Origin of the sequence: Archangium lansingense (assembly GCF_026626635.1) — a bacterium.
Classification (GTDB): domain Bacteria; phylum Myxococcota; class Myxococcia; order Myxococcales; family Myxococcaceae; genus Archangium; species Archangium lansingense.
On the sequence record NZ_JAPNKA010000001.1, the window covers coordinates 6,804,785 to 6,820,580 of the forward strand.

The following is a 15,796-nucleotide window of genomic DNA, read 5'->3' on the forward strand; positions in this document are numbered from 1 at the left end:
GCTACTCTCCTCCCGTGGTCGACGAGACGGGCTCGGGCGAGCCGGGCTTGGGGAGATCCTGCGGCCCGCGTCCCAGCCGCTGCAGATAGGAGACGAGCGCCACCATCTCCGAGTCCCACGCCACCTGCACACCCTGGGCCGCCAGGTCCGTGACGATCGTCTCCGCCTGGGCCCGCTGGCGCTTCTCAGCCCCGTCCACGTCCGCGTTGGTGTACGGCACGCCCAGCTTCTGCATCAGGGCCAGCTTCTTGGGCGCCGCCTTCACGTCGATCTTGTTCGCCGCCAGCCACGAGTAGGCCGGCATGTTGGAGCCAGGGCTGGTGGCGCGCGGATCCATCAGGTGCGTGTAGTGCCAGAGGTTGGGGTACTTGCCGCCCACCCGGTGCAGGTCCGGCCCGGTGCGCTTGCTGCCCCACTGGAAGGGATGGTCGTAGATGAACTCCTCGGCGCGGGAGACGTCGCCGTAGCGCTGCGTCTCGGCGAGGAAGGGACGGATCATCTGCGAGTGGCACACGTAGCAGCCCTCGCGCACGTACAGATCCCGCCCTTGCAGCTCCAGCGGCGAGTACGGCTGCTGGCCCTCGCCGTGGTGGGGCACCGCCTGCTTCACCAGGATGGTGGGCAGCAGCTCCGCCACACCTCCCACGAGGATGGCCACCAGGGTGAGCACGGTGAAGGCCAACGGACGGCCCTCCACGAGCGCGAACCACGAGGGCCTGCCCGCCTCACGCTGCTTGCGCGCCACGACGAAGGCCAGCGCCCCCAGCACCACGATGACGCCCGTGAGGACGAAGAAGCGCACCGGGCTGCCCCAGCCCAGGAAGATGGACACGCCGATGATGGCCAGGCCGAAGACGAACGGCCAGCCGGTGAGCACCGCTCCGATGCCAGGCCGAGCACCCGTGGGCACCGCCTCTGGCTCCACCACCACCGTGGTCTCGGCGTCCACCGGCTTACCGGAGCGCGCCGTCTTCCACAGGTTCCACATCATCATCACGAAGCCGGCCAGGTAGAGCAGGCCGCCCACCATGCGGACGATGTACATGGGCCGGATGGCCAGCAGCGTCTCCACGAAGTTCGGGTAGAGCAGCGTCCCGTCCGGGTTGGTGGCGCGCCACATGAGGCCCTGGTTCACCCCGGACACCCACATCGCGATCATGTAGAGAAGGATGCCGACGGTGGCCATCCAGAAGTGCGCGTCCGCGGCCTTCGTGGAGTGGAGCTTCGTGCCGTACAGGCGCGGCATCAACCAGTAGAACATGCCGGCCGCCATGAGGCCGTTCCACCCCAGCGCTCCGCCGTGCACGTGGCCGATGATCCAGTCCGTGTAGTGGCCGAGCGCGCTCACCGACTTGATGGACAGCAGCGGCCCCTCGAGGGTGGCCATGCCGTAGAAGGTGACGCCCGCCACGAAGAACTTGAGGACGGGATCCTCGCGCAGCTTGTGCCAGGCACCGCGCAGCGTGAGCAGGCCGTTGAGCATGCCGCCCCAGGACGGCGCCCAGAGCATGAGGCTGAACACCATGCCCAGCGACTGAGCCCAGTCCGGCAGCGCCGTATAGAGCAGGTGGTGCGGGCCGGCCCAGATGTACATGAAGACCAGGGCCCAGAAGTGCACGATGGACAGCCGGTACGAGAAGACCGGGCGCTCGGCCGCCTTCGGCAGGAAGTAATACATGATGCCGAGGATGGGCGTGGTCAGGAAGAAGGCGACCGCGTTGTGGCCGTACCACCACTGCACCAGCGCGTCCTGCACTCCAGAGAAGACGGAGTAGCTCTTGAGCGCATTGAGCGGCAGCGCCAGGCTGTTGACGATGTGCAGCACCGCCACGGTGATGATGGTGGCAATGTAGAACCAGATGGCGACGTAGAGCTGCTTCTCGTGGCGCTTCGCCAGCGTCCAGAAGAAGTTGATGGCGAAGACGACCCACACCAGCGTGATGGCAAGGTCGATGGGCCACTCCAGCTCGGCGTACTCCTTGGAGGTGGAGATGCCCAGCGGCAGCGTGATGGCCGCCGCGACGATGATGAGCTGCCAGCCCCAGAAGTGGATGCGCGAGAGCGTGTCGGACGCCATCCGCGTCTTCAGCAGACGCTGGGTGGAGTAGTAGACGCCCGCGAACATCATGTTGCCCACGAAGGCGAAGATGACCGCGTTGGTGTGCAGCGGGCGCAGGCGGGAGAAGGTCAGATAGGGAATGCCGAAGTTGAGCTGCCACCACGCGAGCTGGGCGGCGATGAAGACGCCCACCAACAGGCCCACCGCACCGAAGAGCATCGAGGCGATGATGAACCTGCGGGTGATGGTGTCGTCGTAGACGATGCGTTGCTGTTGCACGGAATCACCTCGGGAAGTCGGACTGCGATGGCGGAGGGGACGGCGGCGCGGGGCGTGCGCTGTCGTCTTCGAGCGGGAAGAGGGAGAGCCGGTCGGAGTGCTCGTAGTCGCGGTGCCGGACACTGAAGGCGAAGAGCACCACCGAGCCCGCCACGAGCATGAGGCTGACGAAGACCTGGAGGACGAGGACGCTCATGCGTGCACCTCGGTGAGCGCCGAGGAGGAACTGGCGGAGCGTGGGCGCCGGGGCGAGAGGGCCGCCAGGGTGAAGAGGATGAGAGACAGGGAGCTGAGCGGCATGGCCACCGCCGCGCGCAGCGGTGTCATCAGCCCCGCGAGACACACCGCTACGGCCACCCCGTTGTAGAGGAGGGCCACCGCCAGCAGCCGGTGCACCATGCGCCTCAGCCGGAGAGAGAGCGCCAGCGACTCGCGGATGGCGGACAGGCCCTCGCCCAGGAGGAAGAAGTCGGACTTACCCGGCAGCACTGGCCGGTCGATGGCGGGAGTGCCCGCGCACAACGCGCGCTCGAAGGCGAGGCTGTCGTTGACGCCATCCCCCAGGTACAGCGTGTCCTGCTGGTCGAGCCGCGCCACGGTGGCTGCCTTGTCCTCGGGACGCTGGCCTCCCAGGGCCTGCTCCTCGGGAAGACCCAGCGCTCGGGCCATGGCGCGCACGCGCTCGGGCGCATCCCCCGAGATGAGCCAGACCTCATGGCCCGACTCGCGCAAGGCGCTGAGCTCCCGGCGCGCATCGGCGCGCACCGACTCGCGCAGGAGGAAGGTGGCCACGGGCTGGCCCTCCCTGGCGAGCACCGTCCCCTCCCCCACTCCGGCGCTGGGAGCCGCCCAAGCAGCAGCCCCCAGTCGCCACGTGCCGTCCGGACGGACCAACTCCAGGCCCTGTCCGGGGTGCTCCGTCACCTGCGCGCCGGACGAGAAACGAGCTCCCTCGCGCGCCAGCTCCTCCGTGAGACAGCGGCTCACCGGATGGTTGCTGCGTGCCGCCATGTCGAAGGCCACGTCGCGTACCTCGGGCGCGAGCGCCCGCACCGCCCCGCGATCCACCAGCTCCAGCCGCCCCAGTGTCAGCGTTCCCGTCTTGTCGAAGAGCACCTTGCGCACGCGTGGCAGCCGCTCCAGTAGATCCTGGCTGCGCACGAAGAGGCCCAGCCGTCGCAGGCGGGACTGCGTGAGCTCGTAAGCGAGCGGCACGGCGATGCCGATGGCACAGGGGCACGTCACCACCAGCAGGGACACGGCCACCTCGAGCGCCCGCTGCTCTCCCTTTGGCCACCAGAGGGCGAAGCCTGTCAGGGACACGGCCAGCACGGTGAGCACCCAGCGGCGCGACACCGCGTTCCAGAAGCGCGCATGCTCGGGCACGCGGCCCGCCGAGGCAGGCGCCTGGCGCAGCAGGGCCACCAGCGGTGAGTCCTGGAAGTCCGTCCGAGCGCGCACATGAGCCGCCGAGCGCGCGGCGTTGAAGGCCCCGGCGGGAACCTCGCCACCCCGCTCCACCGTGCGCACGTCCGGCTCGCCAGTAATCCAGTCGGTGGAGAAGCTGGCGTGAGCATCCAACAGCTCGGCGTCCACCGGCACCAGCTCACCCGGGGCGATCACCAGGATGTCCCCTGCCCGTAGCAATGCGGCGCGCACGGTGACGAGCCGCTCCCCTTCCTGGCGGCGTGCGAAGAGGCCCTCCGCTCCATCATCCTCCAGGAGGAAGCGGCGGTTGCGCTCGAGGACGCGCTGCTGCAGCCAGCGCCCCACCAACATCAAGGTGACGAAGGTGTTGAGGGTGTCGAAGTAGGTGAGGTCTCCCCGCCCGTCTTGCACCTGCACCACCGAGGTGGCGTACACCAGCAACATGCCCAGGGCGATGGGCAGATCCAGATGGAGCACGCCGCTGCGCAGCCCTCGCCATGCGGAGCGGAAGAAGGGCCAGCCGCCCACCAGCACCACGGCAGTGGAGAGCCATAGGCTCAGCTGCGTGAAGAGCCGGAAGAGTTCGCCCTCCTCCGGAGTGAGCCCCACGTAGAAGCTCACGGAGAAGAGCATCACGTTCATCGTCAGGGCGACGCACACCCCGAGGCGCAGCGGCAGATCCGTGGAGGCTGTCTCTGGGCGCTTGCGGCTGGGGCCGAAGAGATAGCCAAAGGACTCCACAGTGCGCAGGAAGGCCGTCACATCGAAGGCGCCCCTGCACCAGGCCAGCCGCACCTTGCCCAGCGCTGGATTCACCGTGAGCGATGCGCCTCCGGGCTGGCGACGGAACAGCTCGTTCATCAGCCAGACGCAGGCGGCGCAGTGAATGCCCTGCACATCCAGCTCGAGCACGAACACCGGGCCGGGCGCGGCCTCGCTCCGGGCCACGAGCGGCTCCAACCAGGTGAAGCCTCGATCCTTCTTCGGCTCGGCCACGGGAGCAGCCTTGCCACTCGCGAGGCTGTAGTACCGGCCCAGCCCCTGCTCCAGAAGGAGTTGGTGCACGGTCTCGCAGCCGGCGCAGCAGAACTCCTGGCGCGCGGCCCCTTCGGGCACGGGGCTGCCGCAGTGGCGACAGGCGATCGCGGACGGCTCGCTGGAAGTGGTTGCAGGCATGCGCGAGTGTTCTCTTGCGAACGGCATGCCGCTTGCGAACAGGCGAGGGCATGACCCCCTCTCTCACCGTTCTCGAAGGGCTCCCGGGCCTGCTCACAACGCCGCCCGTGGTGGTGGCCGGCGCGGTGGGCGCGCTGGTGGTCGGCATCACCGGGAGCGTGCACTGTCTATTGATGTGCGGGCCGCTGGCCTGCGCCGCGTTGCCCGGAGTGAGTGGCCCCGAGCGCTGGCGCGCGGTGCTCTCCTATCAAGGAGGGCGCGTGGGCGCGTACGCGCTGACGGGAGGTCTACTCGGAGCGCTGGGCGGTGGAGTGACGCGTGCGCTGGCGGTATCGGCGCGGCCCTATCTGCCGTGGCTCATGGCGGGCGCGCTGGTGGCCTCGGCGCTAGAACTAGGCAAGCGACTGAGGCCGGTGCCGGGGCTCTCGCGACTGGCGAGTGCCCTCATGCGACTGGGCGCAAAGTTTTCGTCCGCGAGCCGCGCGGGCGCAATGGGTGCGGTCACGCCCTTGTTGCCGTGCGGCTTGCTCTTTGGGGTGTACGCGGCGGCGCTGGCGAGCGGCTCCTTCTGGGGAGGAGCGTTGCTAATGGGTGCATTCGCGTTCGGCGGAGTCCCGGCCCTGCTGGGCACGCAGCTCCAGTCGGCCCTGTGGCGTGAGCAGTCCTGGCTGGCGACATTCGTGCTCAAACGCGCCATGCCGCTGACGGCCGCGGCGGTACTCATCTATCGCGCGGTGAGCACCGCCTCGGGTCAGCCGAGCTGTCATTGAGCCAGGATGACGGACTCCATTCCCAATTCTTTTTGGGCATCTCTCCGCGCGGATCGCGTGGGGCACCGTGAAGCGATATGCCTCCACGCCCTTGAAGCGCTGAGCAATCATCCCCTGCGGTGGTCGCGTCGGTATGTGCCTGGAGCCACTCCACCCCAGCGCTTGAAAGCCCGGTTGAACGAGGCCTCGCTCTGGTAGCCGATGCTCTCCGCGACCTCGCTCAGCGGAAGCTCGCTCTCACGAAGGAACTGGGCGGCCTTCGTCATCCTCCACCGCCCGAGGTATTCCAACGGAGGCTCCCCGACGAGCGAGCTGAAGCGCGCGGCGAAGCTGGACCTCGAGAGGGCGACGGCCGTCGCGAGACTCTCCACGGTCCAGGGATCGGCGGGTCTCTCGTGGATGAGTGAGAGGGCTTTGCGGATCTGCGGATCCGCGAGCGCACACAGCCCGTGCTCCTTACAACCGTTCCCCGCGATGTGCGTCCGAAGGGCCTGCACGAACAGGATGTCCGCGAGCCGGCTCATGATGACGGCCGCCCCCGGGCTGGACGAGGCACTCTCCGTGATGAGCAGTTGTACGATCGGCGCCAGCGAGGGGGACGTCACGGGATCGTCCGCGGTGATGTGGATGACGCGCGGAAGCCCCTCGAACAGCGGCATGCGAGGCGCGGCGCCGAGCCGGAAGGACCCCGCGACCAGGCTCGTACGGGCCCCATCGCCGCCGATCCGGATCGGCCCTACCCCGCGGGCACGCTGACATTCGCCATGCCCGAGAGTGTGGAGCGGGCTCCCTTCCGCATCACGCAACGTGTGCCCGCCACCGTGCGGAAACAGCGCCAGATCTCCGGCGGACAGGATGATGACCCCGTCTACTCCCTCGACCTCCAGGCGAGCGCTTCCGCGCGCGACGACGATGAGGTGAGCACCAGGGCTCCCCGGGAACTGGATTCCCCAGGGTGCACCCAGCTCGAAGCGGCCGTGCATGAGGGTCGACAGGCGCATTGCGTCCAGCACATCCGCGAGGACGTCGGTTACCGGCTCGTCCGCCGAGCCTGGACGATCGGTCAAAATATTTGGACTGGAGGCCATGGCACGTCCATAGCGGCCCGGGCATTTTCTGTCCACCAGACCTCTTCAAGGAAGAACCATGGCAAACGCTTCGAAGCTCCTGTCCCCCTTTCGCCTGGGCCGTCTCGAACTGAAGAACCGGATGGTGATGGCGCCCATGACGCGGAGCCGGGCGCTCGTGGACGGCAACGTGCCCAACCCCCTGGCACCGACCTACTACGAGCAGCGCGCCTCGGCGGGGCTCCTCATCACCGAGGCCACCCAGGTCAGTCCCCAGGGCGTGGGGTACATCCGCACGCCTGGCATGCACTCGCCCCAGCAGGTGGCGGGCTGGAAGAAAGTGACGGATGCCGTCCATGCGGTGGGCGGAGTCATCTTCGCGCAGCTCTGGCATGTCGGGCGCGTCTCGCACCCGGACTTCCATGACGGCCAGTTGCCCGTGGCGCCCTCCGCGATCGGCTACGAGGGCGAGGTCTTCACCTTCAAGGGCAAGACGCGCATCGTGACGCCGCGAGCGCTCGAGACCGAAGAGCTTCCGGGCATCGTCGAGCAATTCCGGCGCGCGGCGGAGAACGCCAAGGAGGCGGGCTTCGATGGCGTCGAGCTGCACGGCAGCAACGGCTACCTGCTGGATCAGTTCCTGAGGGATGGCTCCAACCAGCGCACCGACGCCTACGGCGGCAGCATCGAGAACCGGGCGCGTTTCCCGCTGGAGGTGACCCGAGCGGTGGTGGGCGTCTGGGGCGCGGAGCGAGTGGGCTACCGGCTCTTGCCGCAATCGTTCGCCTACGCGGGCATGACGGACTCCACCCCGGTCGAGACGTTCACCTATATGGCCCGGGAGCTGAACCGGTTGGGACTCGGCTACCTGCATGTGACCGAGGCCGTGTCGGGCAACGGGGTGCCGAGCGAGGAGCAGCGCATCTCTCCGCTGCTGCGCAAGGCCTTCCAGGGCACCTTCATCGTCAACGGCGGCTACGACGTGAGAGCCGGAGAAGCAGCGCTCGCTCGGGGAGAAGCCGATCTCGTCGCCTACGGCGTGCCGTTCCTCGCCAATCCGGACCTGCCGGAGCGCTTCAAGCGCGAGGCCCCGCTCAACCCGCCAGACTTCCCCACCTTCTTCACGGGCGAGGAGAAGGGCTACACGGACTACCCGGCGCTGCGCTGATCCAGCACCAGGCTTCAGATAAGGAAGGGAGCGGGCGGCCCCTTGGACCTACAGCCGCCCGACAGCACTTGAAGCGGGATGGCCCAGAGGAATTCCCCATATCACTGACGGAATTTCTCTAATGAGAGCAATAAATTCTCTCACAAGGAGCTGTCATGCGACCGCTGAGCCGTCAATTCGCTTGGGCCATCTCTGGATTGCTCGTGACACTGGCATCCCTCTCCTGGGCGCAAGGGGAGCCAGCGGGGTCCTGCACCGACCCGAGAGTATGCAACAAAGTCTGTAACCGTACCTGCAGGGCCCCATCGGGAGAGATCACCAATTGCGGTGACTTCCATGCCTGGACCTGCATCTATGAACTGCCTCCCGGTGTCTCCTCGGAGGAGCTCTGCAGCACCAGGGGCGGCCCCGTCTCCGCCCCCAATTGCACAGCAACGCCATGCAAGACGGTCACCTATCCAGCAATCGTCATCACCACCACCACCACGGCGGAGTGGAACAACAGCACGCGTAACGGAATATGCGGGGTATGCTCAACGCGAGTCCCCTTCGTCAAAACCAGGACCTCTCTGGGTCTTTGGAAGCAATTGATTGATACCGTGAACAATCGCTGCAACATCTATGAGAACTTTCAGACCATCGAAGGCGACTTGCTATGCAAGCAAGGCGATCGCATCCTCTGCAGCAATGAATTGAGATTCGCGAACGTCTCTTGCGATCAGTTCCTGCACCCAAGCGCTCCACGCTGCCGTTCCGTGGGCTTCTTGGAAGACGGTGGTGAAGAGGTCCTGGACGTGTCAGCGCCGCCGCCACCAGCGCCCGAAGAGGAAGCGCCCGCCGGCCCGACGTGCGAAGAGATGGGCGAGGGATGGTTTGCTTCGGGTGATGGTGCCGCGTGCGAAGAGTATTGTGGCGAAGAATGCCACATCAAATGGGATTGCGGTGGGCAACCCTGCCAGCCTCACCATTGCTGGAAGTGCCGGTGATGGGGTCTCCACCCGGCACCTGCTGCTCAGGCGCCGAACCACCCCTTCTCGCGGGCCTCCTCGAGGCGGGCTTCCAGGTAGTTCCACAGGGCCGGACAGCCCGCTTTGATGGGGGGAGCGATGCGGCGGACCACGCGCTCATGGCTGATGCCGTTCTCGCGCCAGCTTTGACCCTGGTTGGCGAGGTTCAGCAGGACCGGCATGGCCCGGTCGGCGGCATGGGCGAAGCGGGCTTCCGGGGTCTCACCGCTCTCGAACTCCCGCCACAGCGCGAGGAAGGACGCGGCTTGAGGCTCTGGCAGCATCCCGAAGATCCGCGTTACCGCCGCCAGCTCCGCCGCCTTGCGCTCCTGCCAACCTTCCGTGGCGAAGACGATGGTGTCTCCGGTGTCGATCTCTCCGATGTCATGCACCAGCAGCATGGCGACCACCCGGTGGATGTCGATCGGAGCCTCGGCATAGGGCGCCAGCGAGGCGGCCAGGAGCGCGATCTGCCAGCTGTGCTCCGCGGAGTTCTCATAGCGCTCGAGGCCCAGAGGGCGGACCTTCCGCGTCACCGCCTTGAGCTTGTCCAGTTCGAGAATGAAATCGACGATCTGCTGCATGGGGCTGCCTCCTCCGGTCGAGCCCGAATAGCCCCGCGCCTTCGCGCGAAAAACTGGCTAGGGTTCCGGTCAGCCCGGACAGCGGTGTCCGGAATGAGGGGTCGTCGTGGACAGGCTGGGAGCACTGAACGTCTTCGTGCAGGCGGCTGAGACGCGGAGTTTCGTGGCCGCGGGGCGGCAGCTCGGGGTGTCCGCCTCCGCCGTGGGCAAGGCGGTGGCGCGCCTCGAGGAGCGGCTGGGGGTTCGCCTCTTTCACCGCAGCACGAGAAGCATGACGCTCACCCCCGAGGGGCGCCTGTTCCTCGAGCGTTGCCGGCGGATCTTCGGCGAGGTGGAAGCGGCCGAGCAGGAACTGTCCCAAGCGACCGCCGCGCCGAGGGGGGCCCTCCGGGTCAGCCTGCCGCTCTTTGGCACGCTGCTGATGCCCACCCTCGCCTCCTTCATGCGGACGTATCCAGAGATCCGGATGGAGTTGGACTTCACGGATCGGCTCGTCGACGTCATCGAAGAGGGCTTTGACGCCGTGATACGGACCGGCGCAGCGAGCGATTCCCGCCTGATGAGCCGCAAGCTCGGGACGTTCCGCCACCGGCTCGTCGCGTCGCCGGAGTATCTCGCGCGACACGGGCGCCCGAAGGTACCGGAAGATCTGCGTACTCATGCCTGCCTCCACCACCGGCACCCGGTCACCGGCAAGTTGGAGCCCTGGCCGCTGCTTCGTCGCAACGACGGTCCGGAGCTGGAACTGCCGGCCACCATTATCGCGAGCACAGTCGAGGCGCGGATCTACCTTGCCGAGCAGGGCTTCGGAATTGCCTGCCTGCCACCCTTCGCCATCGAGCGCCAGCTCGCGGAGGGAAAGCTGGTGTCGCTCCTGGAGAACAGCATGAGAGACGTCGGCACACTGCGTGTGCTCTGGCCAGCGAGCCGCAATCTCTCTCCGAAGGTCCGGGTGTTCGTCGACTTCCTGGCCGAGCACCTCTTCAAGGACTGAGGCCCGTTTGCTTCAGCGATCCTGCTGCTGGCCTGCTTCCTGGTAGGCCTCCAGTCGTCCTGTGCCACGCCTCAGAAAAGGCAAACCGCCCCAGCGCGGAAAGTCATCTTTCTCATGGCGAAGACACGGGCGGGGACCACGGTCGTCATCGGCATGTCAGCTCCTCATGGTTCCCTCCCCAATCGAACCGGGGAGGAGCATGTTGGACATGAAGAACAGTGGAACCAGGATGAGGAGCACCTTGGGGCTTGCGGGTTTTCTCCTGGTGCTCATGGCGGCCCTCGGAGCCCAGGCGGAGCCGCCCTCCTCCAAGCTCCCTGGCCGTAAGCCGGACTCCAAGGAGCCCTGGGGCGCTTTTCTTGGCAAGGCCGCACATTTCGCCATTGGCAGAGCGTACCGCGTGCAGCACCCCTCCCGCGTCGTCTTCCTCGACACCGTCGACCTCTACAGAATTGTGGAGAAGGGAAAGTTGGGGGACCCCGAGCGTCTTCCGGAGCTCGTGAGGCTCTTGCGCCCGGACATCACCGATACCTACGCCCTCGTGCTGTTCGAGCTCAAGCCGGACAATGAGGAGTCGCGCGGGGAAGGGAGAGAACAGGCGGGGCGCTACCTGGCAGCGCTCAACAAGGCCGTCGAGCCTGACAAGAAGCTCGTGGGAGGCACCGGCTTCGAGGGGTCGCTCTTCCTCGAGTTCGAGAACGGGGGAGCACTCTGGCAGTTGTCCTGGCGCACGCCAGAGCCCGGAGTGACGCTGTACCGCTGGAGCTACCGGCGCAAGAAGCCCCATGCTTCTTGGAAGGAGCGAGCGGCCCAGAAGGAAGAGGAATTGCCCAGGGAAGAAATAGAGCAACGTGGTGAGTTGGCCGAGCAGGCGATCCGGGCCGCCTATGACGGGGGCGAATGGCCCAAGGGCTTCCAGGGCCAGGTCTACCTGCCTGTGGACTGCCGCTGAGCGGGCGGGAGGCGTCTGCCACCCTCGGCGCGAGCGAAGTGCCTGGCGCTTGAGGCGCGTCTGACCGCTGTGGTAGGGCGAAAAGCCATGACCCCGGAACAGTCCTCTGTGCTCGAGTTTCCAGCATGGCTCTACGGCACCATCGCCGCCATCCGCCGCAAGGCGAGAGCCGAGGGGCGCTGGTGGGCCCGGGAGTACCTCAAGACCGGTGCCTTTCCCCAGCCCCGGCAGATGCGCCAGGTGCCGCCCGGCGAGGTTCTGTTGATGCACTCGGGGGCCGACTTCGACACGGGCGACCCCCGCTGGCGGATGCACATGTTCGGCGCCGTCTTCATGGACTTGAATGAAGGCGTCCCGAAGGAGGAGCGTCAACGTATGAGGGAGGCCTTCGAGTCCTTCTGCCTCGGCACCCCTTGGGGCGCCCTCGAATATACCGTGTCTCCGTCCCCGCCGCGGAGCGCGGAGCGCGTGGCGAACCGGCTCGCCTCGGTGCTCCGCTTCTGGGAGGTGCTCCAGGGCCCTCGCTACGCGTTCTGGTCGTTCGAGCAGAAGTACACGCTGGACGAGCTCATGGAGGATATCTACGGCAAGACCCTGGAGGCCTGGTGCCCCGGAGGCCCTGCCTCGGTTCGCGAGCACCTGGCCCTGACGGTGGAACGCATGGCTCGCGCGACCCGAGAGGACTGCCTGGAGGCCGTGCTCCGGGTGATGCCTGTCGTGGTGGAGATGGACGCCGACTTGAAGCACCGCGAGGCGCTCAGCGACACGGACTTCCTGCGCGAGCGCCTCCGCGCGCTTCCCCCGAAGGACTTCGAGGATGTTTCCAGCGCCGACAAATACGCGGTGAGCGGGCAATTGTGGGCCTGGAACAGGGAGTTGGGGCGTCATTAGCATCAACGGGTTGGGTCTCCGCTGTGCTGGTTGTGACCCTACCGTGTCAGCTCGCCACCGGCTCCGCGGTGCCCCGGGGCTCGAGGCGCAAGGGCTGCGCGCGGCCATAGGTGAGTGAGCGCCACAGCCACTCGGCCGGTCCGAAGCGGAAGCGCGACAGCCACCAGTGACTGAACGGTATCTGCAGCGCGAAGACGGCAAGCGAGACCGCCACGCAGCGCGACGGCGGCATCCGGCCCACGAGGCCCAGCCCCCAGCCGTCATAGATGCAGAGGCTCACCACGGACTCCAGTAGATAGTTGGTGAGCGCCATGCGGCCCACCGGGGCCAGCACATTCATCACCCGCCGCCACCGCTCACGCTGGAAGAGCAGCGCGAAGGCGGACACATACACCGCGGCCAGTCCCAGGTAACCCAGCTCCGAGACGGCGGACAGGACGAACATCCAGGAATCCTTCGTCGGATCCACCAGGCCAGCGATGCGCAGGCGCTGAATCACCAGCCCCGTGCCATTGCCCAGCACGCCCAGCACGAGCCCCCAGACGAGCAGCCGGCGGTGCCAATGGCGGTTGCGCTCCACGTCCTGCAGCAGCAAATGCCGCCCCGCGATCAGGCCCAGCAGGAAGCGACCCAGGATGACGACCATCCAGAGCAGCCGGTTGACCCGGAAGAACGAGTCCACGTAGTAGCGCGCGTTCGCCGACTGGGTCGTCCAGAAGGAGTCGCTGGAGAGCCCCGCCAGGAACTGCGCCCGCAGTTGGGCTTCGTGGCTCTCATGGGCCTTGGCCGCCTCGGCCGCCGCCTGCGCGCCGTGCAGCAGGATGGGGACGAAGTTCTGGAGGGCGTGCACCAGCAGCGGCACCACCAGCATCAACACCACCACCCAGGTGAGCAGCACCCGATCCGAGCGCTGGTAGAAGAGCAGCAGCGCGAAGCCCACCACCGCGTAGGTGGAGAGGACGTCGCCCACCCAGAGGGCGAAGATGTGCGTCACGCCAATGCCCAGCAGCACCAACAGCCGCCGCGAGTACAGCGGGACGATGGAGGTCCCCCGAGCCTTGGCGCGGGAGAGCTGGATGGAGAAGCCCAGCCCGAAGAGGAAGGAGAAGATCGTGACGAACTTCTGGTTCACGAAGAAGTGGTAGAGGGAGCTGACGACGGTCTCGAACGGTGGAGCCGCCAGCGCAAGGGCCTGGTCGCGAGGCAGCAGGTTGCGGCCGCTGAACCAGGTGAAGCTGTTGGACACGAAGACACCGCACAGCGCGAAGCCACGCAGCACATCCAGCAGCGACACGCGTTCGGAGAGGTCCACCGGGAGGGCTGGGGCGCTGGGGCTCGGCGTGGGAGAAGTGGGGGCGGACATGCTCCCAGCAGATCCCCGCTTCCTCCTTGCGTCAACCTCAGCGGCTGCGCGAAGAAGAACGCCAAGCCGATGAAGCGGAGGAGGATCTCACCCATGCGACACACCCTGGCCCGACTCTCCCTGACCCTGTTCGCGGTGCTCGCCGCGTGCCATGAGGCCCCCGAGGTGGGGAGGGAGCCCGAAAATCCAGAAGCAGCGGCACTCATCAACGCCCGGACACTGACGTGCTCCGCCCTCCAGGTGCTGCGCGGCTCCATCGGGTCGGGACAGGGAGCGCAAGCCCTCGCCAGCCAGACCCTGTCCGGCACCGAGGATCGCTGGGCCGAGTACGTGGAGTTCGCCGCCAACAGCTCGGCGACATGCACCTATGCGCTGCCGCAGGACGTGAGTGCGTCGGCGATACAGGCGGCGGAGGTGAGCATCAACTACCGCGGCCCCACGCGTTCGGAGATGCGTTGGACCTTCGAGGCCTGGGACTACCAGGCCGGTGCCTGGGTGGTGGTGAGCGACAACACCTTCGCCAGCTCCTGGAGGTGGACATCCACATCGCTCGCCCTTCCCTCTCCGGTGGGACGCTTCGTGAGCGGTGGCCCCTTCAAGTTGCGCTACGGCACGACGTCCTCGGCGGATGCCTCGCTGCTCGATCTGCTGGTGGTGCGTATCCAGCTCGAGGGGACGGACGCGGGCACCTCGACGCCAGACGCTGGCAGCTCGACACCAGACGCGGGGGCCTCCGATGCGGGCACCGTTCCGCCCGTGCCCTGGGAGGGTGTCACCAGCTTCACCTACCAGCTGACCCAGTATTCCAACGACCGGCTGGACCAGATTGCCGCCTCCAAGTTCAACCTGGCCATCATCGAGCTCTCACGTGATGGATCGAACGGCTACTTCCGGAGCGATGAGCTCACGACGGTGAAGGCCACCGGCAAGCAGGTGCTCGCCTACTTCGAGATCGGCGCCATCGAGGAGTACCGCCCCGAATGGAGCCAGGTGCCCGCGGACATGAAGCTCGGCGCGGTGGACGGCTGGCCGGACGAGCAGTACGTGAAGTACTGGGACGAGCGCTGGTGGCCCATCGTCCAGGGCCGTATCGACCAGGCCCTCGCCGCCGGCTTCAATGGCTGCTACCTGGACATGGTGGTGACCTACGAGGAGATCGCCGCCAACGCCGCGGGCACCAACCGTGACGACCTGGCGCGCAAGATGGTGGCGCTCATCTCGCGCATCAGCCAGTACGCGAAGTCCAAGAACCCCTCCTTCCGGGTCATGCCGCAGAACGCCCCCGAGCTCATCGACTACGCGGGCTATCTCGACGCCATCGATGGGCTGGGCATGGAGGACATGTACTGGTCGGACGACGTGGCGTGCTCCGCGGACTGGTGCGCGGAGAATCGTACCAACGCCGCTCGCGTGCGTGCCGCGGGCAAGCTCGTCCTCTCCGTGGACTACGCGGTGCAGTCCGCGCACATCGCCGATGCCTATACCCGCTCGCGTGCGGCTGGCTTCGTTCCCTACGTCTCCGTACGTGCGCTCAACAAGATGACCGTGAACGCTGGGTGGGACCCGCAGTAGGGTACGCGAATGGCGACCTGGACCCGGGCCGCCCCTGTGCAGGTCCCCGTTCACGGGGCGCCGTGGAACACCGCCTCGACGTTGTTGCCGTCCGGGTCGAACACGAAGGCACCGTAGTAGGCGGGGTGATAGAGAGGCCGCTCGCCGGGGGCGCCGTTGTCCTTCCCGCCCCCCTTCAGCGCCGCGCGGTGGAACGCCTCCACGGCCGTCCGGTCCTTCGCGGTGAAGGCCACGTGGCGGGGCGAGGCGGGCTCCTTCACTTCTATGACCCAGAGGCAGAGCTTGCCGGGCGGGCCGAAGGCACACATCCGGCGGCCGGGGAACTCCGGGTCCCACGTGGCGGTCATCTCCCGCTCCAGGCCGTAGCCCAGGGGGGCGAGCGCCGACTCATAAAATGCTTTCGTTGCGGGGTAGTTGGTTGCGTAGAAGCTCAGGTGGTCGATCATGGTGACGCCCTCCTATCAGAGCATCTCGGACCGCGCTTGA

13 protein-coding genes are annotated in these 15,796 nt (G+C 67.0%); 6 read left to right on the forward strand and 7 right to left on the reverse strand.

Annotated elements, in window-relative coordinates; all coding sequences use genetic code 11:
• Position 1: 1 nt before the first annotated feature.
• From ccoN to OV287_RS27635, 3 genes are read right to left on the reverse strand one after another with little or no spacing between them, the layout of a single operon-like run.
• Positions 2-2,338 (reverse strand): cytochrome-c oxidase, cbb3-type subunit I, encoded by a 2,337-nt coding sequence (gene ccoN, locus OV287_RS27625; protein ID WP_267537041.1) that lies wholly within the window; start codon positions 2,336-2,338, stop codon positions 2-4.
• A 4-nt stretch (positions 2,339-2,342) separates the two neighbouring features.
• Entirely contained in the window at positions 2,343-2,534 is a 192-nt protein-coding gene (locus OV287_RS27630) for a cytochrome oxidase (protein WP_267537042.1), read from the reverse strand.
• A complete protein-coding gene (locus OV287_RS27635) occupies positions 2,531-4,942 on the reverse strand; it encodes a heavy metal translocating P-type ATPase (protein ID WP_267537043.1) in 2,412 nt (803 codons plus the stop codon). The genes OV287_RS27630 and OV287_RS27635 overlap by 4 nt, the downstream gene beginning before the upstream one ends.
• Before the next feature lie 50 nt (positions 4,943-4,992).
• Here OV287_RS27635 and OV287_RS27640 point away from each other — a divergent pair, with 50 nt between their 5' ends.
• Complete coding sequence (locus OV287_RS27640) at positions 4,993-5,712, forward strand: sulfite exporter TauE/SafE family protein (RefSeq protein ID WP_267537044.1); 720 nt, start codon at positions 4,993-4,995, stop codon at positions 5,710-5,712.
• A 107-nt stretch (positions 5,713-5,819) separates the two neighbouring features.
• Here OV287_RS27640 and OV287_RS27645 read toward each other — a convergent pair whose 3' ends face one another.
• Positions 5,820-6,800: an AraC family transcriptional regulator gene (locus OV287_RS27645; RefSeq protein ID WP_267537045.1), complete on the reverse strand. Its 981-nt coding sequence runs from the start codon at positions 6,798-6,800 to the stop codon at positions 5,820-5,822.
• Positions 6,801-6,858: 58 nt separating this feature from the next.
• Here OV287_RS27645 and OV287_RS27650 point away from each other — a divergent pair, with 58 nt between their 5' ends.
• Positions 6,859-7,947: an alkene reductase gene (locus tag OV287_RS27650; protein ID WP_267537046.1), complete on the forward strand. Its 1,089-nt coding sequence runs from the start codon at positions 6,859-6,861 to the stop codon at positions 7,945-7,947.
• 1,012 nt (positions 7,948-8,959) lie between these two features.
• On the opposite strand, the gene OV287_RS27655 is transcribed toward OV287_RS27650, so the two are convergent.
• Positions 8,960-9,538, reverse strand: a complete 579-nt coding sequence (locus OV287_RS27655; protein WP_267537047.1) for an HD domain-containing protein — start codon at positions 9,536-9,538, stop codon at positions 8,960-8,962.
• Between the two features lie 106 nt (positions 9,539-9,644).
• Here OV287_RS27655 and OV287_RS27660 point away from each other — a divergent pair, with 106 nt between their 5' ends.
• The 3 genes from OV287_RS27660 to OV287_RS27670 all read left to right on the forward strand — a co-directional run bounded on the left by OV287_RS27660 (position 9,645) and on the right by OV287_RS27670 (position 12,375).
• The gene (locus tag OV287_RS27660; protein ID WP_267537048.1) at positions 9,645-10,532 is read left to right on the forward strand and encodes a LysR family transcriptional regulator; all 888 of its coding nucleotides are present in this window, start codon (positions 9,645-9,647) and stop codon (positions 10,530-10,532) included.
• Between the two features lie 208 nt (positions 10,533-10,740).
• Positions 10,741-11,484 (forward strand): hypothetical protein, encoded by a 744-nt coding sequence (locus tag OV287_RS27665; RefSeq protein ID WP_267537049.1) that lies wholly within the window; start codon positions 10,741-10,743, stop codon positions 11,482-11,484.
• Between the two features lie 87 nt (positions 11,485-11,571).
• Positions 11,572-12,375 carry a hypothetical protein gene (locus tag OV287_RS27670; RefSeq protein WP_267537050.1) on the forward strand — a complete coding sequence of 268 codons (804 nt, stop codon included), beginning with the start codon at positions 11,572-11,574 and terminating at the stop codon, positions 12,373-12,375.
• 46 nt (positions 12,376-12,421) lie between these two features.
• Here OV287_RS27670 and OV287_RS27675 read toward each other — a convergent pair whose 3' ends face one another.
• A complete protein-coding gene (locus OV287_RS27675) occupies positions 12,422-13,738 on the reverse strand; it encodes a DUF418 domain-containing protein (protein WP_267537051.1) in 1,317 nt (438 codons plus the stop codon).
• Between the two features lie 93 nt (positions 13,739-13,831).
• On the opposite strand from OV287_RS27675, the gene OV287_RS27680 reads away from it, so the two are divergent.
• The gene (locus OV287_RS27680) at positions 13,832-15,310 is read left to right on the forward strand and encodes an endo alpha-1,4 polygalactosaminidase (protein WP_267537052.1); all 1,479 of its coding nucleotides are present in this window, start codon (positions 13,832-13,834) and stop codon (positions 15,308-15,310) included.
• Between the two features lie 50 nt (positions 15,311-15,360).
• Here the strand turns inward: OV287_RS27680 and OV287_RS27685 are convergent, their stop codons facing one another.
• Positions 15,361-15,756 (reverse strand): VOC family protein, encoded by a 396-nt coding sequence (locus OV287_RS27685; RefSeq protein ID WP_267537053.1) that lies wholly within the window; start codon positions 15,754-15,756, stop codon positions 15,361-15,363.
• Positions 15,757-15,796: the final 40 nt, after the last annotated feature.

Excerpts from the sequence above, each read along its gene's own strand:
- OV287_RS27630 (WP_267537042.1), bottom strand. The coding sequence starts at position 2,534 with ATGAGCGTCCTCGTCCTCCAGGTCTTCGTCAGCCTCATGCTCGTGGCG.
- OV287_RS27635 (WP_267537043.1), bottom strand. The coding sequence starts at position 4,942 with ATGCCTGCAACCACTTCCAGCGAGCCGTCCGCGATCGCCTGTCGCCAC.
- OV287_RS27640 (WP_267537044.1), top strand. The coding sequence starts at position 4,993 with ATGACCCCCTCTCTCACCGTTCTCGAAGGGCTCCCGGGCCTGCTCACA.
- OV287_RS27645 (WP_267537045.1), bottom strand. The coding sequence starts at position 6,800 with ATGGCCTCCAGTCCAAATATTTTGACCGATCGTCCAGGCTCGGCGGAC.
- OV287_RS27650 (WP_267537046.1), top strand. The coding sequence starts at position 6,859 with ATGGCAAACGCTTCGAAGCTCCTGTCCCCCTTTCGCCTGGGCCGTCTC.
- OV287_RS27655 (WP_267537047.1), bottom strand. The coding sequence starts at position 9,538 with ATGCAGCAGATCGTCGATTTCATTCTCGAACTGGACAAGCTCAAGGCG.
- OV287_RS27665 (WP_267537049.1), top strand. The coding sequence starts at position 10,741 with ATGAAGAACAGTGGAACCAGGATGAGGAGCACCTTGGGGCTTGCGGGT.
- OV287_RS27670 (WP_267537050.1), top strand. The coding sequence starts at position 11,572 with ATGACCCCGGAACAGTCCTCTGTGCTCGAGTTTCCAGCATGGCTCTAC.
- OV287_RS27675 (WP_267537051.1), bottom strand. The coding sequence starts at position 13,738 with ATGTCCGCCCCCACTTCTCCCACGCCGAGCCCCAGCGCCCCAGCCCTC.
- OV287_RS27680 (WP_267537052.1), top strand. The coding sequence starts at position 13,832 with ATGCGACACACCCTGGCCCGACTCTCCCTGACCCTGTTCGCGGTGCTC.
- OV287_RS27685 (WP_267537053.1), bottom strand. The coding sequence starts at position 15,756 with ATGATCGACCACCTGAGCTTCTACGCAACCAACTACCCCGCAACGAAA.